Here is a 23,570-nt window from a genome sequence, read left to right as displayed (position 1 = left end):
CAACATGCCAGACGTAGGCACGACGAGGGACATCGATGATGCGACCCCTATTGCTAACTGTTCTGATGCTGGTTTCATTCGCATCCGTCGCCGAGCCGTCTGCAACCATCCAGCCTTTTTCGACCATGTCGTCGCTCAACGAAGGCTGGGAGCCACTGATATTTCCGGATATCGAACGCCACAGCCGCTATCAGCTGATAACCGAGAACGGTAAACAGGTTGTTGAGGCAACCACCCACAACAGCGCATCCGGACTGATTGCACGGGTTTCTGTGGAACCCGGGGATTCACTGATTCTGCGCTGGCGCTGGAAGGTGTCGAATGTATTTGAGCAGGGAAATGCACGAAGAAAAGAAGGCGATGACTACCCGGCCCGTGTATACGTGGCGTTCGAGTTCGAGCCCGAGGGCGCCGGTTTTTTCGAACGTGCCAAGCGCAAGGCAGTGGAAATGGTGTTTGGGGAGGAGCTGCCGGGCAACGCCCTGAACTACATCTGGGCCAATCGTTTGCCGGTTGGAGAAATCGTCGCCAACCCCTTTACCGATACCACAATGATGGTGGCCGCGAATTCCGGGGCAGAGAACACCGGCGAATGGGTTACCGTGGAGCGGGACATTGTCGCAGACTACCGCGAGGCCTTTGGCCAAACACCACCAAGACTGGTAGGCGTGGCGATCATGTCTGATTCAGACAATACCGGAGAGTCCGCAACGGCCTGGTACGGTGATGTCAGCCTGATCAGGCCCTAAGGCAGCTCTGGTAGTCCGGGTAGCAAAAACCCCTTGCTCAGCGTTCGGGGCTCCGGGACCTCACCCCGAGCGGCAAGACGAAGGTAGGCGTCATCAAATTCATCACGTAACTGGCTGCTTTTCGGGTTGGCAAGAGAGAATATCCAGGCAGCGTTACGGGTACGTACGGGATACTCACGAATGCCACGTACCGGAAATTCTTTCAGGACAGCTCTCACGGGATCCTGGTAGTCCAGCAGGTAATCGCCCCGCCCGCGTTTTAGCATCGCCACCGCTGCCTCGTGATTGGGGGCCTCGGTTACCGTGATACCGGGCGTGGATTCCAGGCGGGCAGCCAGGCCACCGTAGGTATAACCGGAAATCAGAATCAGGGTTTTATTGTTCAGGTCGCTGAAGTGCGAAATCGAGGGCACATCTTCCATGCCCCAGGCACTGAGCTGGAACGGCAATGGGCTGACAAAGCTTTCCAGCACTTCGTTCTCAAGCGCCGGTACTCCGGTGACACCGGGCCAGATGTCGATACCGCCCGTGCGCAGATAGAAGTAGGCGCGGCTTACCGGCAGGTACTGGAAATCCAGGTCATACCCCGCCTCTTCCGCCACACGGCGGGTCAGCTCGATAAATACGCCCTCGGCACGGCCATCGTCACCCTGGAATGCCAGTGGCGGCACATCCACATAGCCTACCGTGAGAGTATCGCGAACGTCCTGGGCCTGGGTGGAAGCGGCCAGGCAAAGACTAATGAGCAAGGTCAGGAACACGCGACGGGCATTGGGAAACCGCTCGAAAAGAGGGAAGTTGCCGTGACGTCTGGTCGGAATTCTGGCTGTTATTGTCATCGTTGCCGGAGGCCATTGTCTTTACAAGTTTCTGAAAAGAGTAACAGACCTGCACGGGATTGCACTGAATGCCGGGCAACAATTACCGGTAGCGCATACGTCTACACGGTTTGGTTTTACACCAGATTAATAACGCAGAACAGGCCAACCGAACCCATAACAATGGTGTACGGAAACGCCATAATCACCATTCGCCCGTAGGACAAGCGCACCAGGGGAGCGATGGCCGACGTCAGCAGGAACAGGAATGCCGCCTGGCCATTCGGTGTGGCTACGCTGGGCAGGTTGGTGCCGGTATTGATGGCGATAGCCAGTTCCTGGAAATGTTCGTAGTCGATACTGCCTGCATCCAGGGCCTGTTTGATTTCGCTGATGTACACCGTAGCCACGAACACATTATCGCTGATCATCGACAGCAGCCCATTGGCGATAAAGAACATACCCGGTTGCTGGTCCTGAGGCAGGCTGAGTACGAATTCGATAATCGGCTTGAACAGGTGTTGCTCGTGAATCACTGCAACAATGGCGAAGAACACCACCAGCAGTGAGGTGAACGGCAGGGATTCCTGAAAGGCCTTACCTATCTGGTGTTCGTCGGTAATGCCGGTAAATGCAGTGATGAGGATGATCACCAGCAGGCCAATCAGCCCTACCTCCGCCAGGTGAAATGCCAGGCCGATGACCAGAACCAGTGCCGCCATCGCCTGCACCCACAGGGCCGCCTGGTCAGCTTTTGTACGCTTTATGCGTTCGTTGTCGGCGAACTCTTCCAGCACCTGGCGCACTGGTTTCGGCAGGCGGGCGCCGTAACCAAACCAGCGCAGCTTCTCCAGCAGCCAGCAGGTGGTCAGGCCGGCCGCAAGCACCGGCAGGCTTACCGGCGCCATATGCAGGAAGAAACTGGCAAAATCCCAGCCCACTACCTTGGCAATCAGCAGGTTCTGGGGCTCCCCCACCATGGTCGCTACCCCGCCCAGGGCGGTACCGATAGCACCGTGCATCAACAGGCTGCGCAGGAATGCCCGAAACTTGTCCAGATCCTCCCGGTGCAGTTCGATCACCTGTTCATCACTGTTGGCATTGTGATCGGCATGGTGATACCCCTTTCCGGACGCCACCTTGTGATACACCGAATAAAAGCCTACGGCAACGCTGATAATAACGGCGGTTACGGTCAGCGCATCCAGAAAGGCGGATAGCAGGGCTGCCGCTGCGCAGAACAGCAGTGACAGCGCGGATTTGGAACGCACGCCCACAAGGATCTGGGTGAAGGTTACCAGCAGCAGCTCTTTCATGAAGTAAATGCCGGCTACCATGAACATCAGCAGCAGGATCACCGGGAAGTTCACCAGCACTTCGTGATACACCGCATCCGGGGTGGTCATACCGATCAGCAGGGCTTCTATGGCCAGTAGCCCACCCGGCAGCAATGGATAGCACTTCAGCGCCATGGCCAGGGTGAAGATAAATTCTCCCACCAGTACCCAGCCCGCCACGGCAGGCCCCAGGGTCCAGACAATCAGCGGGTTGGCAATCAGGAAAAGAATAATGACCTGTTTGTACCAGGTGGGTGCGTTACCCAGGAAATTGTGGGTAAAGCCGGAGAGCACGGTAGCGGGCATTGCAGGAGTCTTCTGAGTAAACGGTTAGTTGGTATTGTGTGGCAGAAGGCCCGCATCTTCCTTGATATTTATGTACTCGGTAATCCCCCAAAGGTACCGGGTGAGTGCCTATTTGGTCCTACACGACAAGGAAGAGTGGCCGGACGACCACTCCAAAAGAGTTTCGTAATATTACTTAAAAACAGAGCCGGAATCGACTCTATTTTCAGTAGTCAGGCTTTCAATACCCGGTCGTGAGACAGCAACTCAGAACCGATACGACACAGACGCCGTCACGTTCCGCTCCGCGCCAAAGTAGCAGAACTCCAGGCTGTTGTAGCACGACGCCACGTATTCCTTGTCCAGCAGGTTGTTCACGTTAAGCCGGGTGGAAACGCCCTCCAGGCCGAGCTTACCGAGGTCATAGCCCAGGGCCAGATCCACCAGGGTGTAATCCGGTACCTTTTTGGTGTTGGCGTCATCGGCGTAGATATCGGCGATATGACGCACACCCAACCCGGCGTTGGCGCCATCAAGCGCTCCCCGAGAGAATCGATAGCCCGTCCACAGGGTCAGTTGGTGTTCCGGCACCTGGCTGGCACTCTTGCCCTCCCGATAGGCCTCCGACTTCTCAAAGGTGACGTCGGTGTAGGCGTACCCGGCCTGGACGTTCAGGTTCTCGGTGAGCTGTGCCTTGGCCTCCAGTTCCACGCCCTGTGACTCGATTTCACCAATGCCGCGATAGAAGTTTTCCTGCGGCAGCTTGGTGGCCAGGTTTTCCTGGTTGATGCGGAACAGCGAGAGCGTATAAAGATCACGGGTTCCCACCGGTTGGTATCTCAGCCCGGTTTCAATCTGCTTGCCTTCGCTGGGCTCCAGAAGGTCACCGTTCTGATCGGTATAAGCGCTGGGAGAAAACGACGTGGAGTAGGACACGTAAGGTGCAATGCCGTTATCGAACAGGTAGAGCAGGCCGGTACGACCACTGAACTGGGTCTCGTCCAGTTCCACGACTGAACCGTTATCACGGTTGGTATTCTCGATTTCCACCCAGTCATGACGACCACCCAGAGTCAGGCGCCAGCCGCCGGCAGCCAACTGGTCCTGAAGGTAAACCCCGGTCTGTTTCTGCTTACGGAGGTTGCGTTCTGGAGGGTATAGGGCGGAGGGTTCGGCTCCATACTGCGGGTCGAAAGCATCAATGTTCGGGAAAGCACCTGATGGCCAGACCACATCATTCTCACGCTGCTGATAGTCCACACCCACCAATACGGTATGGTCCACCACGCCGGTGGTCAGCTCGCCCTGGATCTGGTTATCGATGGTGACCGCCTGCAGGTCCTCATCGCCGCCGGAGTAGTAACGAAGGAGTTCAGTGTCCGTGGCCCAACCATAGGCGTAGACCTGCTTCAACTCAACGTCCGAATCCAGGTAGCGGGCCTTCTGCAGGGCGGACCAGTTGTTGTTGATGCGGTGCTCCAGGTCGTAGCCCACCATGGTCATGTCGCGCCGGAACAGGTCATAGTCCGGCTCGCCCTCGAAGAAAGTATTATCGATTTTCTGGCCGTTGCGGGACTCCACCGTGCCCTCGTAGGGCAGACCGCTGTGGTAGCCGCCTTCCGGGTCGCGCTGAAGGTAGGCCAGCAAGGTGAGGCTGGTGTTGTCGGTCATGTCCCAGGTCAGCGAAGGGGCGATGGCGCGGCGATCCAGTTCCACGTGGTCCTGTTGCGCGTCGGCGGCTGAGGCGATGCCGGTCAGTCGGTAGGCCACCCGTTGCTCCTCACCCACCGGCCCGGTGATGTCAAAGGCAAAGCTGCGCTGGGCATTGTTGCCCAGGCTGACCCGGATCTCGCCCTGGTCGCGGAATTCCGGCCGCTTGCTGGTCAGTGCGACGATGCCCCCGGGTGAGCCCTGGCCATAAAGCACTGACGTCGGGCCTTTCACAATCTCGATGCGCTCAAGGAACCAGGGATCAATGGCAAAGGAGCTGTAGGAGCCACCGTCGTTCATTACCCGCAGGCCGTCCAGATAGGTGTTATTGATACTGCCATCGGAAAACCCACGGAGGATCATGTAGTCGTAACGACTGGAGGAGCCCACCTGGTTGGTGCCCACGCCCGGGGTGTAGTTGGCAGCACGCTGAACACTGCGGGCGCCTTTTTCTTCCCACTCCTCCCGATCAATCACAGAGACCGATTGCGGGGTTTCAATGACAGGGGTATCGGTTTTCGTAGCGCTGCGGGTTGCTGTCACGGTCAACGCGTCCAGCATTTCCGGCTCGCCCTGTCCCTGGGCTGCAGTCATCGGCGTACCTGTGACACCGGCAAGGGCCACGGCGACGGCAAAAGACAAACGGGTGTATCGGGACATGAAAACCTCACTTGGATCTAACGATAATTTAATGCGAATTATTCGCTTTTAGATCCAGGAATAAATATGCCGAATGACAGGTTTTGTATGAATAACGACAAACTCTGTTGTTCAATCCACGCTTTTTGGGGAAACGCCGAACTGGCGCCGAAACGCGGTCGCAAAGTTGGTGGCATGCCGGTAGCCCGACCGGTGGGCCGCCTGCTGCACGGAGTAGCCCTGCTCCAGGTAATGCCAGGCCAGGTTCAGCCGGCACTTGCGTAAGTAGCCGAACACCGACAACCCGTAGGTTGCGCGGAATTTGCTGCGCAAACTGCTGGGGCTCATCGCGGCCCGGCGGGCAAGGTCCGCCAGGGAGTAATCTTCCGTTGGGGCGAATTCCAGCAACTGGCGAACGGCTTCCAGGCGTTGATGCTGCTGGGACGAAGTACGGCTTTTTCGCCCGGTCGGGTGCACCTGCTCCGGCAAACCAAACCCCGTTAGCTGCATTGCCAGGCCTTCAAGTACAAGGATTCTCTGGAGCGCTGGTAAAGTGACACCGGGAGATTGGTCCAGCATGGCCATCAGGAATGGCGGCACCTCCCATAGAACCACTGGATCGTGGACGCCCCTGAGCAATGTCCGCAGGGAGCCCTGTTCGATCTGCGCGGGAATCTGTCCCCCGGGGTCGAAAGCCAGGACGACGGTTTTTAATCGCTGGCCAGCAGCTTGATAGGCTTCAAGGGCGTACTCGGGCCGCAGTTGCAGGCTGGCGGCCATACCGCTGCGCAATTCACGCTGAACGGCGCCGACCGATAGCCGAACCTGCCCCTCAAGTACGATCACCATCAACAGGGGCGCATGGCCCAGTGATACGGATTCGTAGCTGTGCAAGATCGTGAGGTCGGAATAGGTGAAACGAAATCCGGAGGGCAAGGGGGTTTCATTGATCCGCCCCCGGGCGATGGTGAGGTCGCCAGCAAGGGCTTCGGGATGATCGATGCCGGGAAAGCGGTAGTTGATCCCGTACTCGCGGCCAAACGCCAGGAAATCCTGCATGCCGAATGACGCTGATTCGGCAGGATCACCAAACACTAGCCGGCAGCACTCACTGTGGTGCCTGACGACGACGTCTCAACGGCTTCCGCCAGCATCTCGGCCGTGATCGCCGACAGGGTCCAGCCCAGATGACCATGCCCGGTGTTATAGAACACCGTGGGCAGACGACCCGGCCCGACTCGCGGCATCATGTTGGGCAGCATGGGGCGCAGCCCTGCCCAGGGCACAACCCGCCGGGTACAGACGCTGGGGAAACATTGCTCCACCCAGCGGGTGAGCGGCTGAATACGGTCATCCCGGATATCGCGGTTATAGCCGCTGAATTCCGCCGTACCCGCAACACGGAAGCGGTCATCACCCAGCCGGCTGGTCACGATCTTGGTGGCATCGTCCAGCAGACTGACGGTCGGCGCCGCCTCTTGAGACGCCTGGTCGTCCAGCTCAACGGTAATGGAATACCCTTTGACCGGGTAAATGTTGACGCGGTCACCCAGTTTCGCAGCCAGCGCTCGGCTACCGACACCGGCGCAGATCACCACACCGTCGAAGGTGTCACGGGTTTGCTCTTCACCATCAAACGAGGTGACCCAGGCATGGGACTGGTCCGCACTCAGTTCGGTCACCGAGTGTTCATAGCAGGTTTTGACGCCGAGACGCAGGATGGCATCCGCCAGGCCGTTGGTGAACTTGTGGATGTCTCCGGTTGAGTCGCTTTCGGTGTAGAAGCCTCCGTAATAGCTGCCTGCCAACGTGGGTTCTATAGAGCGCATTTCCTCGGGGGTGACCGGCCGGCGCTCAAGGCCTCCGGCAGCCAGCAGCCTGGAAACGTTGGCAGCATGGTCGAAACCGGCTTTGTCGCGGTAGATATGGAGGATGCCCTGCTTCTTCAGGTCGAAGTCGATCCCTTCCTCCTGCGCCCAGGCAAACAGATAATCGCGGGCAGCAATCGCGAGGCGGGCGGTTTCGGTGGTGTTTTTTTCGTACTGGGGAATGGCGGCAATAAATTCGACAAACCAGCTCAGCTTATGCCAGGAGGGCTTGGGGTTGACCAGCAGCGGCGCATCTCTGTGGGACATCCACTTAAGGCCCTTGATGATGGTCTGCCAGTTGTTCCAGACCTCAGCGTTGGAGGCCGACAGCTGCCCGCCATTGGCGAAGGAGGTTTCCATCGCCGCATAACGGTGCTTCTCATAAACGGTGACGTCCAGGCCCCGCTTGGCCAGGGTGTACGCAGTGGTGATACCAGTGACACCACCGCCAATAACTGCAATTCGCTTCATAGCCATCTCCAGGGGGCGTCCAGGGTTTCCTTTCTCCACAGCACATCTACACAGCGGTAGAAAGCACCCCTTCCGTCACTGGACCTGAGAGATTCACGCGCCGTTTCAAAGAAACCGGCCGCTTGCTCCTTCGGTGTGCCAACGGACGCAATCGTCGACAGCTCTTCGGAAAGTCTTCATGTCAGCGGTCCTTTTGCCTGAGAGTTTCCGGGGCAGTTGCTCCTTCGGCGCCGATCGCAAGGTTCTGCGACTCGGTCTCTCCCGCTGACACGTCTATTTTGCTATGAATACCTGTCTAATTCGGACCATAGCAAATAACGCGATTCCTAAAAACTTTACCATACTCAGACACAAGGTCCTCGTGTTTGTCTCAAGCTACTCGACGGTAACACTCTTCGCCAGATTCCGCGGCTGATCCACATCGGTGCCTTTGAGCACTGCCACATGGTAAGACAGTAACTGCAACGGCACGGTGTAGACGATCGGGGAGGTTATCGGATGTACGGACGGCAGCTGCATCAGGTGGATACCTTCCTGGGCCTTAACATCCGCTGCCTGGTCGGCAAACACAAACAGCTCGCCGCCTCTGGCACGGACTTCCTCCAGGTTGGACTTCAGCTTCTCCAGTAGCTCGTTGTTGGGGGCCACCGTGACTACCGGCATTTCCCCATCCACCAGGGCCAGCGGGCCATGCTTGAGCTCACCGGCGGGGTAGGCTTCGGCGTGGATGTAGGATATTTCCTTGAGCTTCAGTGCACCCTCGAGGGCCACCGGGAACATGGCGCCACGGCCCAGGAACAGGCTGTGGTTCTTATCCATGAACGACTTTGAGAGCTCGGCGATCTCTCCGTCCAGTGCCAGCACCTGATCCACCTGCCGGGGGATCAGACGGATGGCTTCAACAATCTCCGCTTCCCGCGACTCTTCAAGCCCGTTATGGCGGGCCAGTGCCAGGGTGAAGATCAGCAGGGCTGTCAACTGGGTGGTGAACGCCTTGGTGGACGCCACACCAATTTCCGGGCCGGCCTGGGTCATGATCACCAGGTCGGATTCCCGCACCAGGGAACTGCCGGGCACGTTGCAGATAGCCATGGCGGCGCGGAAGCCGGCTTTTTTGGCCTGGCGCAGGGCAGCCAGTGTGTCGGCGGTTTCACCGGACTGGGAGATGCACAGGAACAGGGTGTCGGGCTGTATTACGTGCTTGCGGTAACGGAATTCGGAAGCCACTTCCACGGAACAGGGCACGCCTGCCAGGTCCTCAATCCAGTAACGCGCTACCATACCAGCGTGGTAGCTGGTGCCACAGGCGATGATCTGGACGTGGCGCACATTCTCCAGCAGGTTGCCGGCCTGGGTACCGAGGGCCTGTTCCAACACCCGGGTGTTGGTGACCCGGCCTTCGGTGGTGGCGCGGATGACCCTGGGCTGCTCGTGGATTTCCTTGAGCATGAAGTGGCGATATTCGCCTTTTTCAGCCGCATCCTGGCTGTGTTCAAAACGGGTAACCGCACGTTCCACCGGTTGCTTGTCACGGTCATGGACCTCGATGCGATCACGGCGAATGTCAGCAATATCGCCCTCTTCCAGGAACATAAAACGGTCCGTCACTGGCAGCAATGCCAACTGATCGGACGCGATGAAATTCTCTCCGATACCCACACCCACCACCAGAGGGCTACCTTCACGGCAGACAACCATGTGATCCGGCTCGTCGGCATGGACTACGGCCAGGGCAAAGGCACCGCGCAAACGCTCAATGGCACTGCTGACCGCTTTATAGAGGTTGTTGCTCAGGCGGAACTGTTTTTCGATCAGGTGTGCGACCACTTCGGTGTCGGTCTGCGAGGTGAACTCAAACCCTTCTTTTTTCAGTTCTTCCCGCAACTCCTGATAGTTCTCGATGATGCCGTTGTGGACAATGGCCAGTCGTTCGCCAGACATGTGCGGATGTGCGTTGATCTGGGAGGGTTCGCCGTGGGTGGCCCAACGGGTGTGGGCAATGCCGGTCGCACCTTCGAGCCCGTTGCCGGTGATGGCATCGGTGAGGGCTGCCACCTTGCCCACTTCCCGCGCCCGGTGGATGGCGTGCTTGCCGTCAATCACAGCCATACCGGCAGAGTCGTAACCCCGGTACTCCAGACGGCGCAGGCCTTCGAGAAGAATTCCCTGAACATCCCTTTCTGATACCGCACCTACAATCCCACACATGCTGCTGTCACCTGTCCGTTATGAACGTTTAACTCACTTTTTCTTCGGCCGTTCCCAGCCGGAAATATTGCGCTGTCGACCCCGGGCCACCGCCAACTCGCTCTCTGCCACGTCCCGGGTAATAGTAGACCCCGCCCCGATGGTAGAGCCGGACGCTACGGTTACCGGCGCAACCAGAGACGTATTCGAGCCGACAAACACATCGTCGCCAATCACCGTTCTGGATTTGTTCACCCCATCATAATTACAGGTGATGGTTCCTGCACCCACATTTACGTTACGGCCAAGCAAGGCATCACCGACGTAACTGAGATGATTGATCTTGCTACCCTCACCCACGTCGGCCTTCTTGGTTTCGACAAAGTTGCCAACCTTGGTGTTAGCCGCCAGGCGAGTGCCTGGGCGAAGCCGCGCAAACGGGCCGATACTAGCGCCAGGGCCGACCTCAGAGCCCTCAATCAACGAGTGCGCCTCGATTCTGGTACCAGTTGCAATATGACTGTCTCTGATCACACAGCCCGGCCCCACGCTGACGCCATCAGCCAAGGATACCTCGCCCTCAAAGACAACATTCACGTCGATCAACACGTCCTGGCCCACTGACAGTTCACCACGCACGTCAATGCGGGCAGGATCAGCCAGCGTAGCGCCTGCTGTCATCAATCGGTTCGCTTCCTGACGCTGGAACCAGCGTTCAAGTTCGGCAAGCTGGAGCCGGTTGTTAACTCCCTGGACTTCATACTCGTTTTCCGGCTGGGCAATAGCGATATCGACGCCCTGCTCGGACGCCATGGCGATTATGTCGGTGAGATAGTACTCGCCCTGGGCATTACGGTTGGACAGTTGCGGTAACCAGTCCTTCAGGTGACGCGCCGACACCGCCAGGATGCCGGTATTCACTTCGCGGATCAGTCGCTGTGCCTCGGTGGCGTCTTTCTGTTCGACGATTGCACAGACCTTGCCGCTGTCGTCGCGCAGGATTCGGCCATAGCCGTCCGGCACCTCCAGGTTCACCGTGAGCAACGCGAGTGAATGATCACTCACTTTCGAAACCAGTGCTTTCAGGGTCTCCGCCTTTGTTAACGGAACGTCGCCGTACAGGATCAGAACCTTTGCCTCGTCCGGTAGTCCGGGCAGGGCCTGGGCAACGGCATGCCCCGTCCCCAACTGTTGTTCCTGAAGTGCCCAGGTCAAGTCTTCGGCGGGCGTGATCTGTCGGACCTGATCCGCACCATGGCCGATAACGCCATGAATACCGGACGCCCCCAGCTGACGGGCTGTATCGATAACATGATGGAGCATGGGTTTGCCTGCCAGCCGGTGAAGGACCTTCGGCAGTGACGATTTCATTCTTGAACCCTGGCCAGCAGCCAGAATCACAACGTGAAGGGGAGTCATATGGGTACCACGCTCCGGATCGGTAGCCAGTTTCAAAATCTGAAAATAAAAAAACCGCATCCTTGGTCGCCTGACAACATTAAGCTGTTCCCAGACCACTCAGGATGCGGCTTTGGTGATCGGCAGTCCCGAACAGAAATGCTTAACGCATCTTGTTGCGCAGCTGCTGGATGGTTCGAAGCTGGGCAACAGCTTCGGCCAACTCGGCGGCGGCACGGGAATACTCAAATTCACCCGTTTGGTTGGCGAGTGCCTTCTCAGCTTCACGCTGAGCCTCGATCGCCGCTGCTTCGTCCACATCCTTGGCACGGACAGCAGTGTCCGCGAGCAACGTCACCAGATTTGGCTGAACCTCCAGATAACCACCAGAGACGTAAAGGATTTCCTCCTCACCGCCCTGTTTGATTATCCGGATGGGACCCGGCTTCAACTGGGTCAGCAGCGGCGTGTGGCCCGGGGCAATACCCAGGTCACCTTCGGAACCCGCTGCGATCAGCATTTCCACCAATCCGGAATAGATCTTTGTTTCGGCACTTACCACGTCACAATGCACGGTCATACCCATGTTGTTGCCTCTTTGATCGATCCGGAAACAAGCGCTGAGGCTTAGATTACTTCTTCGCCTTGCTCTTCATTTCCTTCGCTTTCTCGACCGCTTCCTCAATGGTACCAACCATGTAGAACGCCTGCTCAGGCATATCATCATAGTCGCCGTTGAGGATGCCCTTAAAGCTGCTGATGGTTTCCTTCAGGGAAACGTACTTACCGGGAGAACCGGTAAAGACTTCAGCAACGTGGAACGGCTGGGAAAGAAAACGCTCGATCTTACGGGCCCGGGCGACGGTCAGCTTGTCTTCTTCTGACAACTCGTCCATACCCAGGATGGCGATGATATCTTTCAGTTCCTTGTAGCGCTGCAGGTTGGTCTGCACGCCACGGGCCACTTCATAGTGCTCGTTACCAATGACCAGCGGATCCAACTGACGTGATGTGGAATCGAGCGGATCGATCGCCGGGTAGATACCCTTGGAGGCGATATCACGGCTCAGTACCACGGTCGCATCCAGGTGCGAGAAGGTGGTAGCTGGTGACGGGTCGGTCAAGTCATCCGCCGGCACGTAAACCGCCTGGATGGACGTGATGGACCCGGTCTTGGTGGAAGTAATACGCTCCTGCAACTCACCCATCTCCTGGGCCAGTGTCGGCTGGTAACCCACCGCGGAAGGCATACGACCCAGCAGTGCTGATACCTCGGTACCCGCCAGGGTGTAACGGTAGATATTGTCGATGAACAACAATACGTCACGGCCTTCGTCCCGGAACTTCTCGGCGATGGTCAGACCGGTCAGAGCTACACGCAAACGGTTTCCGGGGGGCTCGTTCATCTGGCCGTAAACCATGGCCACCTTATCAAGAACGTTGGACTCCTTCATTTCGTAGTAGAAGTCGTTACCTTCCCGGGTCCGCTCACCAACACCCGCGAATACGGAGAGACCGGAGTGCTCTTTCGCGATGTTGTTGATCAGCTCCATCATGTTGACGGTTTTACCAACACCGGCACCACCGAACAGACCAACTTTACCACCCTTGGCGAACGGGCAGATCAGGTCGATAACCTTGATACCGGTTTCCAGCAGATCCGCGGAAGCGGCCTGGTCGGCGTAGCCCGGAGCCTTACGGTGAATACCCCAACGCTCTTCCTCGCCGATCTCGCCCTGTTCGTCGATAGGACGACCCAGAACATCCATGATACGGCCCAGAGTCTTGGTGCCGACCGGTACCGAAATTGCCTTACCGGTATTATCTGCTTTCAGGCCTCGCTTCAGGCCCTCGGTGCTGCCCATGGCGATGGTACGAACAATGCCGTCACCCAGCTGCTGCTGGACTTCCAGAGTTGTTTCGCCACCTTCAAGCAGCAGTGCGTCATATACGTTGGGTACGGAGTCACGTGGAAATTCCACGTCGATAACCGCGCCAATGATCTGAACGATGTGTCCGCTACTCATGCTCGGTTCCTCGTTATCTAGATAGTCAATAAAACCAGTTGGATTGCTGGCGGATCAGACCGAAGCCGCGCCGCTGACAATCTCCGAAATCTCTTGGGTGATGGCTGCCTGACGCGCCTTGTTGTAAGCCAACTGAAGCTCGTCGATGATGCCACCGGCGTTATCAGTTGCGCTCTTCATGGCAATCATACGGGCGGCCTGTTCACATGCCAGATTCTCTACCACACCCTGGTAAACCTGGGATTCAATGTAACGTGGCAGAAGGCCATCGAGGATCTGCCTGGCATCGGGCTCGTAGAGATAATCCCACTGATTCTTGATCTCTTCCTCGTCTTCCCCCGGAGGCAGTGGCAGAATCTGCTCGACCTGCGGGGTCTGGGTCATGGTGTTCTCGAACTCGTTGCTGACCAGGTAAAGACGGTCGATCTTGCCCTCCGAGAACGCATCCAGCATGACTTTGACGTTGCCGATGAGTTTTTCAGAGCTCGGGCTGTCCCCCAGATGGGTCAGCGCCGCAACGACGTTACCGCCGTAGCTCCTGAAGAAAGAAGCACCTTTCTGCCCGATGGCGCACAGATCAGCCTCTACTCCTTTCTCCTTCCACGCTCGCATGTCACGGACAAGCGCTTTGAACAGGTTGATGTTCAGGCCACCACACAGGCCACGGTCCGTAGACACCACGATATAGCCCACGCGCTTAACGTCGCGCTCGACCATGAACGGGTGCTTGTACTGGACGTTCGCCTTGGCAATGTGCCCAATAACCTGACGCATCTTTTCCGCATAAGGGCGTGTTGCCTTCATGCGTTCCTGAGCCTTACGCATCTTGCTCGCCGCCACCATTTCCATGGCGCTGGTGATCTTCTGCGTGCTCTTGATGCTGGATATCTGGTTACGTATTTCTTTTCCGACGGCCATAACTCACTGCCTTCTCAAGTTAGACACTCGTTGCTCGAAAATCGGCCCGCAACGCATCGCAGGCCCATTCGTTACCAGCTCTGAGTGGTCTTGAATTTCTCAAGTGCAGCTTTCAGGCTCGCGGCGATTTCATCGTTGTAATCGCCTTTCTCGTTGATCTTGTCGAGAAGTTCTTTCTGCTCGGACCGCATCCAGTCGAGCATCAGTGCTTCGAACTTCACTACATTGTCGACATCAACGTCGTCCAGGAAGCCTTCGTTGGCTGCGAACAGAACCGTGCCCATTTCAGCCACGGACAGCGGGCTGTACTGGTTCTGTTTCATCAGTTCGGTAACCCGCTGACCGTGTTCCAGCTGCTTACGGGTCGCTTCGTCAAGGTCGGAAGCGAACTGTGCGAAAGCGGCCAGTTCACGATACTGGGCCAGTGCCAGACGGATGTTACCGCCGAGCTTCTTCATGATCTTGGTCTGGGCCGAACCACCCACCCGCGATACCGATACACCAGCGTTCATCGCCGGACGGATACCGGAGTTGAACAGGTTGGTCTCCAGGAAGATCTGGCCGTCGGTGATCGAGATCACGTTGGTCGGTACGAACGCGGAAACGTCACCGGCCTGGGTCTCGATGATTGGCAGCGCAGTCAGGGAACCCGTCTGGCCTTTCACTTCGCCGTTGGTCAGCTTTTCAACCTCGTCGGCGTTAATCCGGGACGCACGCTCCAGCAGACGGGAGTGCAAATAAAAGACGTCACCCGGGTAAGCTTCACGGCCTGGCGGACGACGCAGAAGCAGGGAGATCTGGCGGTAAGCCACAGCCTGCTTGGACAGATCATCATAGATGATCAGGGCGTCTTCACCACGGTCACGGAAGTATTCACCCATGGAAGTACCGGAGTAGGGAGCCAGGAACTGCATCGCTGCGGGATCGGCGGCACCGGCGGCCACAACAATGGTGTGGTCCATGGCGCCGTGGTCTTCCAGCTTGCGCACAACCGCGGCAATGGAAGACTGCTTCTGGCCAACCGCAACGTAGATACACTTGATGCCGGAGTTCTTCTGGTTGATGATCGCGTCTATGGCAACGGCGGTCTTACCAATCTGACGGTCACCGATGATCAGTTCACGCTGGCCACGACCGATTGGCACCATGGTGTCGATGGCTTTCAGACCGGTCTGAACCGGCTCATCAACAGACTGACGTGCGATTACACCTGGTGCAACCTTCTCGACAGGGGAGGTCAGGGATGTGCCCAGCTCGCCCTTACCGTCAATGGGGTTACCCAGACCGTCAACCACACGGCCCATCAGTTCCGGGCCAACCGGAACTTCCAGAATACGCCCGGTACAACGAACCTTCTGGCCTTCCGCCAGATCTTCGTAGTCACCCAGCACAACCGCGCCCACGGAGTCTCGCTCCAGGTTCAGGGCCATACCGAATATGCCGTTGGCAAATTCAATCATCTCACCGTACATAACGTCGGCAAGACCGTGAATCAGTACGATACCGTCGGAAACGGAGAGGATCGTACCTTCGTTCTTTGCATCGGAAGAGATATCGAGTTTTTCGATTCTCTTCTTGATGATGTCACTGATCTCGGATGGATTCAGTTGCTGCATGCCTTTATCCTCAAACCTTGTGCTGAAATCAGGAGCCCAGAGCGTCGGCCAGTTTGGTCAGCTTTCCGCGTACAGATGCGTCAATCACCATATCGCCGGTGCGTACGATCACACCGCCGATCAAAGACTTGTCCATTGACGCTGCGAGTGACACTTGGCGCTCGAGTTTGGTCGATAGTGCCTGGGCGAGCTTCTGCTGTTGTTCGTCCGTCAGCTCGAATGCCGAGGTGACTTCAATATCAACAGTGCGCTCAAAGTCAGCCCGGTACGTGTTGAAGAGCGCTGCAATCTCGGGCAGGAGACTCAACCGGCGATTGTCCGCCAGAATCATCAGGAAGTTGCGAACCGACTCGGTTACGTTGTCTCCAACGCACTCAAGAATCATTTCCGCCTTCTTCTGCTCTTCTGTGCCTGGACTGGCGAGAAGCTGTCGAATGTCTTCGTTAGCTGTAATCTGCCCGGCAACGGTTAGCACTTCAGACCATTCAGCCAGTTGCTTCTGGTCCTGAGCGGCCGAAAATGCTGCCTTTGCGTAGGGGCGGGCCAGCGTTCTCAGTTGTGCCATGATGAACCTCGTCGTTTAGAGTTCTGCTGCCAGCTTGTCCAGCATCTCACTGTGCTTGTTGGCATCGACAGAGGTTTCCAGGATTTTCTCAGCACCGGCAACCGCGATGGCAGCAATTTCTGCACGCAACGCGTCACGAGCCTGATTGCGCTCCTGCTCAATTTCGGCCTTGGCCTGCTCAATCAGCTTCTGACCTTCCTTGCGGGCGTCGTCTTTGGACGCTTCCACAATCTGGGCCGCACGCTTGTTGGCCTGTTCGATCAGGCCAGCCGCTTGCTGCTTGGCTTCACGCAGTTCCTGAGCTGACTTTTCCTGAGCCAGTTCCAGATCGCGCGCGGCGCGGTCTGAGGCAGCCAGTCCGTCAGCGATCTTCTTTTGACGTTCCTGCAGTGCGGCCATAATCGGCGGCCACACGTATTTCATGCAGAACACGACAAAGATAAAGAACGCGATGGCTTGACCAATCATCGTCAAATTAATGTTCACGTCTTCACCTCTCGCCTGTTGTGTAAAGAATCATCAGACCGGGAAAACCCCGGCGGCGACTCGATTAACCGGCGATCTGGCCGACAAACGGGTTGGCGAAAGTGAAGAACAGAGCAATACCAACACCGATCATGGTTACGGCGTCCAGCAGGCCTGCAACGATGAACATTTTAACCTGCAGCATCGGAGTCATTTCCGGCTGACGCGCTGCGCCTTCCAGGAACTTGCCACCGAGGATACCAAAGCCGATAGCAGTACCCAGGGCGCCCAGGCCGATCAGCAGTGCAACGGCAATCGCGGTCATTCCAACTACAGTTTCCATGATAACTCCCAGTTTTCAGTTAGGTTTTCAGTTTAAGGGTTTTGGTTTTAAAACTACGGTTTAATAGTTCCGATCAGTGACTGTCTTCGTGAGCCATGCTCAGGTAGACAATCGTCAGCATCATGAAGATGAACGCCTGCAGCGTAATGATCAGAATGTGGAAAATGGCCCAGGGTACCGACAGCGCCCATTGCGCCCAGAACGGCAGCAGGGCAATCAGGATAAAGATCAACTCACCGGCGTAGAGGTTACCGAACAGACGCAGTGCCAGTGAAATCGGCTTGGCCAGCAGGCTCACACCTTCCAGCAGGAAGTTGACCGGCACCAGCAGGATCTTCAGGAACAGGTTGTCGGAGGAGAATGGGTGCAGTGTCAGCTCGCCAAGGAAACCGCCCACGCCCTTCACCTTGATGCTGTAGTAGATAATCAGGAAAAACACCGACAGAGACATACCCAACGTCACGTTAACGTCCGTGGTTGGCACGACTTTCATGTATTCCAGACCCATCAGATGGAACAGCTGCGGCAGGAAGTCTACTGGCACCAGGTCCATCAGGTTCATCAGGAAGACCCAGCAGAAAATGGTCAGCGACAGTGGCGCAATAACCTTGTTCCGCCCATGGAAGGTTTCCTTGACACTGGTGTCGACAAACTCAATCAGGATTTCCACGAAATTCTGCAAACCGCTGGGTTGGCCAGAGGTTGCGCGCTTCGCCGCCATGCGGAAGATAAACAGGAACAACACACCCAGCGCAACGGCCCATCCGAGAGAATCCACATGAACGGCCCAGAAACCCATGTCGGAGGCTTCACGGGCGTTATGGGCCATGGTCCAGCCAGCTTCTGACATCACCGAGCCGTCGGCACGCTCGTAGCCGGCCGGAAGTTTTCCATAGGTGAGGTTCTGGAGGTGGTGCTGGATATACTCTGATGCGCTGCCTGCCATAACGTTCTCTCAGGTCCTGTTAGCTTCGCTGCGTTCTGCGGCCCGCAAGGAGCGGAGTCAACCAATTGGTGACCAACATGATCGCAAATGATAAAAAAAGTGCCGCAACATCAAGCGGCTGAATCCATTTGAACACCATCGTAAACAGGATGGCACACAGGATGAGCTTGCCGGCCTCACCCTGGTAAAAAGAGCTCATTATCTGCCTGGCAGACCGCGCGCCGGAATAGCGGAAAGCCTTGAAAGCAAAATATCCGTGGGGCAGAAGAAAGATAAGCCCCCCAAGTACCGCGGAGTAACCGGCCACCTGGCTTTTAATGAGGAATGCCAGGCTGACGACGACCAAAACCACACTTTCTATTGCAATCCATCGTGCGATGGGCGGACGCTGGATTCCACCCTGTTCAGCCTTCGTCATGTGATTTCCCGGTTGCCACACCGCTTTGGTTCGGTGACGTTTAATAATTAGACAATTGCACCGATACAAGCGCCGCAGATTATATGTGTTCAATCTGCACGAATCAACAAAACCGGAACTGCCCCTCCGCTCCGGAACACGCAGAAAAACTGGCGTTGAAGAAAGGAGGACACAAATAGACACCGGCACGAACGGGCAGCACTATATGTAGTGGTACCTAGTCAAAAGTGGTCTTTGGTACTCCGCCGTTGGTCGCGGATTTCCGATACCAAATTGTTAACGGTGAAGGCGGCGAAACGGATGTACGCCTTTATTTGATATGGCCCAGAATGCCATCCAGCTCGTCGAGGGACGTGTATTCAATCACCAGCTTACCCTTACCGCGCTGGCCATGGTCGATCGATACCCGTGCACCGAGGCGCTCGGCCAGATCATCCTGCAGGGCGCGGATATTGGGGTCAAGCTCCCCTTTTGCTTTCTTGCGACCTGGCGTCTCCTGCTGCACCCGGCGAACCAGCGCTTCGGTCTGGCGAACAGACAGGGACTTGGCCACCACCTGCCGGGCCACCTGCATCTGCTGTTCCGGCTGCAACGTGAGCATGGCGCGGCCATGGCCCATCTCCAGGTCACCATGCTCCAGCATTAGCCGGACATCCTCTGACAGGCTGATCAGCCGCAGCAGGTTGGTGATAGTGGTTCGGGACTTGCCCACCGCTTCCGCCACCTGGGCCTGAGTCAATCCGAATTCATCCTGCAGCCGCTGCAGTGCAAACGCTTCTTCAATGGGATTGAGATTTTCGCGCTGGATATTTTCGATCAGCGCCATGGCGATGGCGGCATCGTCCGGCACGTCGCGGATAATGGCGGGGATACGGTCGAGCTCGGCCATCTGGGTGGCACGCCAGCGGCGCTCACCGGCGATCAGCTCAAAGCGGCCTTCGGCAATCGGGCGCACTACCACGGGCTGCATCACGCCCTGCTGACGGATGGAGTCCGCCAGTTCCTGCAGGGCTGCCGGGTCCATATCCCGGCGGGGCTGGAACCGGCCACGCTGGATCAGGTCAATCGGAACTTCCCGGAGCTCACCGTCGTGATCCTTCAGTTCTTGGTCCAGGTTGACCCTGGAGCCCTGCAACAGAGCGCCCAGTCCGCGCTCACCCAGTCCTCGTTTCTTCGCCGCCATGGTGTTTGTCATTCTTCCCGATGAAAAATCTGTGTGCAAAGGAGAGGTAGTTTACACGGCAACAGCCGCGGATGTCTTTTGTGAACCATGCCGCCGGACCATTTCGCCAGCCAGGGCCAGGTATGCCACCGCTCCCTTGGAAGTGCGGTCGTATTTCAGAGCCGGCACGCCATAACTGGGCGCCTCCGCCAACCGCACATTGCGGGGGATAACCGCCCGGTACACCTTGTCGCCGAAAAACTCGCTGAGCTGGCCTGAAACATCCAGGGTCAGGCTGTTGCGGGGGTCGTACATGGTGCGCAATATGCCTTCCACCTGGAGGTCCGGATTGACGGTTTCCTGGATCTGCTCAACGGTGTTCATCAGTGCTGCCAGGCCTTCCAGGGCGTAATACTCGCACTGCATGGGTATCAGCACGGTGTCGGCCGCCGAAAGCGCGTTGACAGTGAGCAGGCTGAGTGAAGGCGGGCAATCAATCAGGATGTAGTCGTAGTTTTCCCGAACCTTGTTGAGGGCCAGGCGCAGGCGGTGTTCGCGGCCGATTTCGTTCATCAGTTCCACTTCGGCGGCGGTCAGGTCGCCGTTGGCCGGCAGGATGTCGAAGCCGGAGGCCTCCGCCCGGAATATCACCTCGGCCGCCGTTGACCGCTTGGTGAGCATGTCGTAGCCGGAGAGCTCCAGGGCGTTTTTATCCACACCGCTGCCCATGGTGGCGTTGCCCTGCGGGTCCATGTCCACCAGGAGCACGCGACGCTTGGTCGCGGCCAGGGAGGCAGCCAGGTTGACGCAGGTGGTGGTTTTCCCCACGCCGCCTTTCTGATTGGTCACTGCAATCACACGCGCCATGACTAGCCTCCTGTCGTGAAATTCTGATGGCTGCAATCCCGCCCGATCACCAGCAGGTGCCGGTCGCCGTCCGAGCCGGGCACCGATAACGACTGCCGGGATGTTACCTGCCACCCCGCTGGCAGGGCAGCCACCTCATCATCCGGAAACTGGCCTTTCATGGCAAGGAACTCGCCCTCATCCGCGAGCAAATGCCCACACCAGGCAACAAGGTTGTCCAGTGCCGTGAAGGCGCGACTGCTGATCTGGCGGTATTGGACCGCAGGATCACAGCTTTCGGCACGGCCGTGAATGATGTCAACGTTTTCAAGACCCAGCTCCAGCACGCACTGGGTCAGGAACCGGGTTTTTTTGCTGTTGCTGTCCAGCAGGGTAAAACGCTTTTGGGGTAGCGCGATGGCCAGGGGAATACCCGGCAGCCCGCCACCGGCACCCACATCCAGCAAATGGTCTGTGATGACATACGGCAGGATGCTGAGGCTGTCCAGCAACTGGCGCGACACCATCTGCCGCGGCTCGCGCACGGCCGTCAGGTTGTAGGCCCGGTTCCATTTGTTCAGCAGTGCCAGAAACGCCAGCAGCTGTTGCTGGCGGGCATCATCGAGTTCCAGACCAAGATCGACCAGGCCCTCAGTGAGCTGGCGTTGCCAGAGTTCGTCGCTCATGGGCGCACTCAGGCGGATTGCTTGCGCAGCAGGTCGCGCTTCTTGAGATGCACCAGCACCTGGGAGATCGCCGCCGGCGTTACACCCTGGATGCGCGAGGCCTGGGCCACGGTTTCCGGCCGGACTTCCTTGAGTTTCTGCTTGATCTCATTGGACAGGCCGCCAATGGCGTCGAAATCGATGTCGTCCGGCAGGCGGGTATTCTCATTCCGGCGCAGGCGTTCTATTTCATCGGTCTGACGGGAGATATAGCCCTCGTACTTGATCTCGATTTCCACCTGGTCCGCAACAACCGGATCGTCTGCAATGCCCTCGGCCATCTGGGCAATATGACTGTAGTTGATCTCCGGGCGCCGCAGCAGCTCCGCCAGGGTCTGGTCACGGTTCATCGGCTGGCGCAGGAAGCTGTTGGCGGCCTCACCACCGGGAGTGCCCGGATGGATCCGGGTGGTTTCCAGGCGACTACGCTCGGCGGCGATGGCTTCGCGCTTGGTGTTGAAGGCCTGCCAGCGGTTCTCGTCCACCAGCCCCAGCTTGTGCCCGGTTTCCGTCAACCGCAGATCGGCGTTGTCTTCCCGCAGGATCAACCGGTATTCGGCACGGCTGGTGAACATGCGGTAGGGCTCGGAGGTGCCCATGGTAATCAGGTCGTCCACTAGCACCCCGAGATAGGCTTCGTCACGGCGAGGGTACCACTCGTCCTTTTCCTGGGCACGCAATGCCGCGTTGATACCCGCCAGCAGTCCCTGGGCACCAGCCTCTTCGTAACCGGTGGTGCCGTTGATCTGGCCGGCAAAGTACAGGCCCTGGATAAACTTGGTTTCCAGGGTATGGCGCAGGTCCTGCGGGTTCAGGAAATCGTATTCGATAGCGTAGCCGGGCCGTGTAATGTGGGCATTCTCAAAGCCGGGAATGGTGCGCACAGCCGCGAGCTGGATGTCGAACGGCAGGCTGGTGGAGATGCCGTTGGGGTAAAGCTCGTTGGTGGTCAGCCCTTCGGGCTCCACGAAAATCTGGTGCGAGTCCTTGTCCGCAAAGCGGTTAACCTTGTCCTCGATGGACGGGCAATAGCGCGGCCCGATGCCTTCGATGTTGCCGGCAAACATGGGCGAACGCTCAAAGCCGCTACGGATGATGTCGTGGGTCTGCTCGGTGGTACGGGTCACATAGCAGCACACCTGCTCTGGGTGCTGGTCGCGGGAACCCAGGAATGACATCACCGGCGCCGGGTCATCACCCCACTGCTCCTGCATCACGGAAAAATCAACGCTACGGGCATCGATACGGGGCGGGGTACCGGTTTTCAGGCGACCGACATTGAACGGCAGCTCCCGCAGGCGCTGTGCCAGGGCATTGGCGGGTGCATCGCCGGCACGGCCGCCGGAGTGCTGCTGCATGCCAATGTGGATAACACCGCCGAGGAAGGTGCCGGTGGTCAGCACCACCGTGGGTGCACGGAAGCGGATACCGGACTGGGTCACCACGCCGGTGATGCGCTCACCTTCGACAATCAGATCGTCCGCGGCCTGCTGGAACAGTGTCAGGTTGGGCTGGTTCTCGAGGATTTCGCGAATAGCCGCCTTGTACAGCACCCGGTCCGCCTGGGCGCGGGTGGCACGGACCGCCGGGCCCTTGCGGGAGTTCAGCACCCGGAACTGGATACCGGCCTTGTCGGTCGCCATGGCCATAGCGCCACCCAGGGCGTCGATTTCCTTCACCAGGTGGCTCTTGCCAATGCCACCTATCGCCGGGTTACAGGACATCTGGCCCAGGGTCTCAATGTTGTGGGTCAGCAGCAGGGTCTGGGAACCCATGCGTGCCGCCGCCAGCGCGGCTTCAGTGCCGGCATGGCCACCACCAATGACAATCACATCGAAACGGGTCGGATAATCCACAACATCACCTCGGAAAACGGGGTATCAGAAAAATTCTGGGTAATAGAAAACAGCCTGGAAATCAGGGCGGGGAGTATAACGCCTCACCCGGAAAATTGCAGTCAGAATGTGCAAATTTTAACCAGATGGATTGGTCAGAGAAACCCCTGATACACCACGGCCCCAATGTCGGACGTTTCCCGCAGGGTTTCACAGATAGTGGAAAACCGAAATCCGAAAAA

General features: G+C 57.7%; 21 protein-coding genes and 1 riboswitch. Of the genes, 1 reads left to right on the top strand and 20 read right to left on the bottom strand.

The window, feature by feature from the left end; all coding sequences use genetic code 11:
• Positions 1-35 precede the first annotated feature (35 nt).
• Complete coding sequence (locus tag NLU14_RS14725) at positions 36-749, top strand: DUF3047 domain-containing protein (RefSeq protein WP_420845067.1); 714 nt, start codon at positions 36-38, stop codon at positions 747-749.
• Here the strand turns inward: NLU14_RS14725 and NLU14_RS14720 are convergent.
• The 20 genes from NLU14_RS14720 to mnmG form a co-directional block, all read right to left on the bottom strand.
• A complete protein-coding gene (locus NLU14_RS14720; RefSeq protein WP_275707778.1) occupies positions 746-1,588 on the bottom strand; it encodes a substrate-binding periplasmic protein in 843 nt (280 codons plus the stop codon). The two genes, NLU14_RS14725 and NLU14_RS14720, sit on opposite strands and share 4 nt — an antisense overlap.
• Positions 1,589-1,704: 116 nt before the next feature.
• Positions 1,705-3,210, bottom strand: a complete 1,506-nt coding sequence (gene nhaB / locus NLU14_RS14715) for a sodium/proton antiporter NhaB (protein WP_275707776.1) — start codon at positions 3,208-3,210, stop codon at positions 1,705-1,707.
• Between the two features lie 246 nt (positions 3,211-3,456).
• Entirely contained in the window at positions 3,457-5,559 is a 2,103-nt protein-coding gene (locus NLU14_RS14710; protein WP_275707774.1) for a TonB-dependent siderophore receptor, read from the bottom strand.
• Positions 5,560-5,670: 111 nt separating this feature from the next.
• Positions 5,671-6,597 (bottom strand): helix-turn-helix transcriptional regulator, encoded by a 927-nt coding sequence (locus NLU14_RS14705; protein ID WP_275707772.1) that lies wholly within the window; start codon positions 6,595-6,597, stop codon positions 5,671-5,673.
• Positions 6,598-6,632: 35 nt separating this feature from the next.
• Positions 6,633-7,877, bottom strand: coding sequence for a D-amino acid dehydrogenase (locus NLU14_RS14700; protein WP_275707770.1), 1,245 nt, complete (start codon positions 7,875-7,877; stop codon positions 6,633-6,635).
• A gap of 175 nt (positions 7,878-8,052) precedes the next feature.
• Positions 8,053-8,151: riboswitch (glycine riboswitch) on the bottom strand.
• A gap of 101 nt (positions 8,152-8,252) precedes the next feature.
• Positions 8,253-10,085: a glutamine--fructose-6-phosphate transaminase (isomerizing) gene (gene glmS / locus NLU14_RS14695; protein ID WP_275707768.1), complete on the bottom strand. Its 1,833-nt coding sequence runs from the start codon at positions 10,083-10,085 to the stop codon at positions 8,253-8,255.
• Positions 10,086-10,118: 33 nt separating this feature from the next.
• Positions 10,119-11,483 (bottom strand): bifunctional UDP-N-acetylglucosamine diphosphorylase/glucosamine-1-phosphate N-acetyltransferase GlmU, encoded by a 1,365-nt coding sequence (glmU, locus tag NLU14_RS14690; protein WP_275707766.1) that lies wholly within the window; start codon positions 11,481-11,483, stop codon positions 10,119-10,121.
• A 142-nt stretch (positions 11,484-11,625) separates the two neighbouring features.
• On the bottom strand, positions 11,626-12,048 hold the full coding sequence (locus tag NLU14_RS14685; RefSeq protein WP_007153013.1) for a F0F1 ATP synthase subunit epsilon: 423 nt from the start codon (positions 12,046-12,048) through the stop codon (positions 11,626-11,628).
• Between the two features lie 46 nt (positions 12,049-12,094).
• Positions 12,095-13,489, bottom strand: a complete 1,395-nt coding sequence (gene atpD, locus NLU14_RS14680; protein ID WP_275707764.1) for a F0F1 ATP synthase subunit beta — start codon at positions 13,487-13,489, stop codon at positions 12,095-12,097.
• Between the two features lie 54 nt (positions 13,490-13,543).
• Positions 13,544-14,407, bottom strand: coding sequence for a F0F1 ATP synthase subunit gamma (atpG, locus tag NLU14_RS14675; protein ID WP_275707763.1), 864 nt, complete (start codon positions 14,405-14,407; stop codon positions 13,544-13,546).
• 71 nt (positions 14,408-14,478) lie between these two features.
• Complete coding sequence (gene atpA, locus NLU14_RS14670; protein WP_275707761.1) at positions 14,479-16,023, bottom strand: F0F1 ATP synthase subunit alpha; 1,545 nt, start codon at positions 16,021-16,023, stop codon at positions 14,479-14,481.
• Positions 16,024-16,051: 28 nt separating this feature from the next.
• Positions 16,052-16,588, bottom strand: coding sequence for a F0F1 ATP synthase subunit delta (locus NLU14_RS14665; protein ID WP_275707759.1), 537 nt, complete (start codon positions 16,586-16,588; stop codon positions 16,052-16,054).
• Between the two features lie 15 nt (positions 16,589-16,603).
• Entirely contained in the window at positions 16,604-17,074 is a 471-nt protein-coding gene (locus NLU14_RS14660; RefSeq protein WP_036211711.1) for a F0F1 ATP synthase subunit B, read from the bottom strand.
• Positions 17,075-17,138: 64 nt separating this feature from the next.
• A complete protein-coding gene (gene atpE / locus NLU14_RS14655; RefSeq protein WP_012138088.1) occupies positions 17,139-17,396 on the bottom strand; it encodes a F0F1 ATP synthase subunit C in 258 nt (85 codons plus the stop codon).
• Positions 17,397-17,469: 73 nt separating this feature from the next.
• Entirely contained in the window at positions 17,470-18,342 is an 873-nt protein-coding gene (gene atpB / locus NLU14_RS14650) for a F0F1 ATP synthase subunit A (RefSeq protein WP_275707757.1), read from the bottom strand.
• Between the two features lie 19 nt (positions 18,343-18,361).
• On the bottom strand, positions 18,362-18,760 hold the full coding sequence (locus NLU14_RS14645; RefSeq protein ID WP_275707755.1) for a F0F1 ATP synthase subunit I: 399 nt from the start codon (positions 18,758-18,760) through the stop codon (positions 18,362-18,364).
• A 310-nt stretch (positions 18,761-19,070) separates the two neighbouring features.
• The gene (locus NLU14_RS14640; protein ID WP_275707847.1) at positions 19,071-19,943 is read right to left on the bottom strand and encodes a ParB/RepB/Spo0J family partition protein; all 873 of its coding nucleotides are present in this window, start codon (positions 19,941-19,943) and stop codon (positions 19,071-19,073) included.
• Between the two features lie 51 nt (positions 19,944-19,994).
• A complete protein-coding gene (locus NLU14_RS14635; protein WP_275707753.1) occupies positions 19,995-20,789 on the bottom strand; it encodes a ParA family protein in 795 nt (264 codons plus the stop codon).
• A gap of 2 nt (positions 20,790-20,791) precedes the next feature.
• On the bottom strand, positions 20,792-21,454 hold the full coding sequence (gene rsmG, locus NLU14_RS14630) for a 16S rRNA (guanine(527)-N(7))-methyltransferase RsmG (protein WP_275707751.1): 663 nt from the start codon (positions 21,452-21,454) through the stop codon (positions 20,792-20,794).
• A gap of 8 nt (positions 21,455-21,462) precedes the next feature.
• The gene (gene mnmG, locus NLU14_RS14625; protein ID WP_275707749.1) at positions 21,463-23,349 is read right to left on the bottom strand and encodes a tRNA uridine-5-carboxymethylaminomethyl(34) synthesis enzyme MnmG; all 1,887 of its coding nucleotides are present in this window, start codon (positions 23,347-23,349) and stop codon (positions 21,463-21,465) included.
• Between the last annotated feature and the right edge of the window lie 221 nt (positions 23,350-23,570).

It is taken from the genome of Marinobacter iranensis (genome assembly GCF_029207565.1).
GTDB classification, from domain to species: Bacteria; Pseudomonadota; Gammaproteobacteria; order Pseudomonadales; family Oleiphilaceae; genus Marinobacter; species Marinobacter iranensis.
This window is presented reverse-complemented; position numbering and strand designations above follow the sequence as displayed.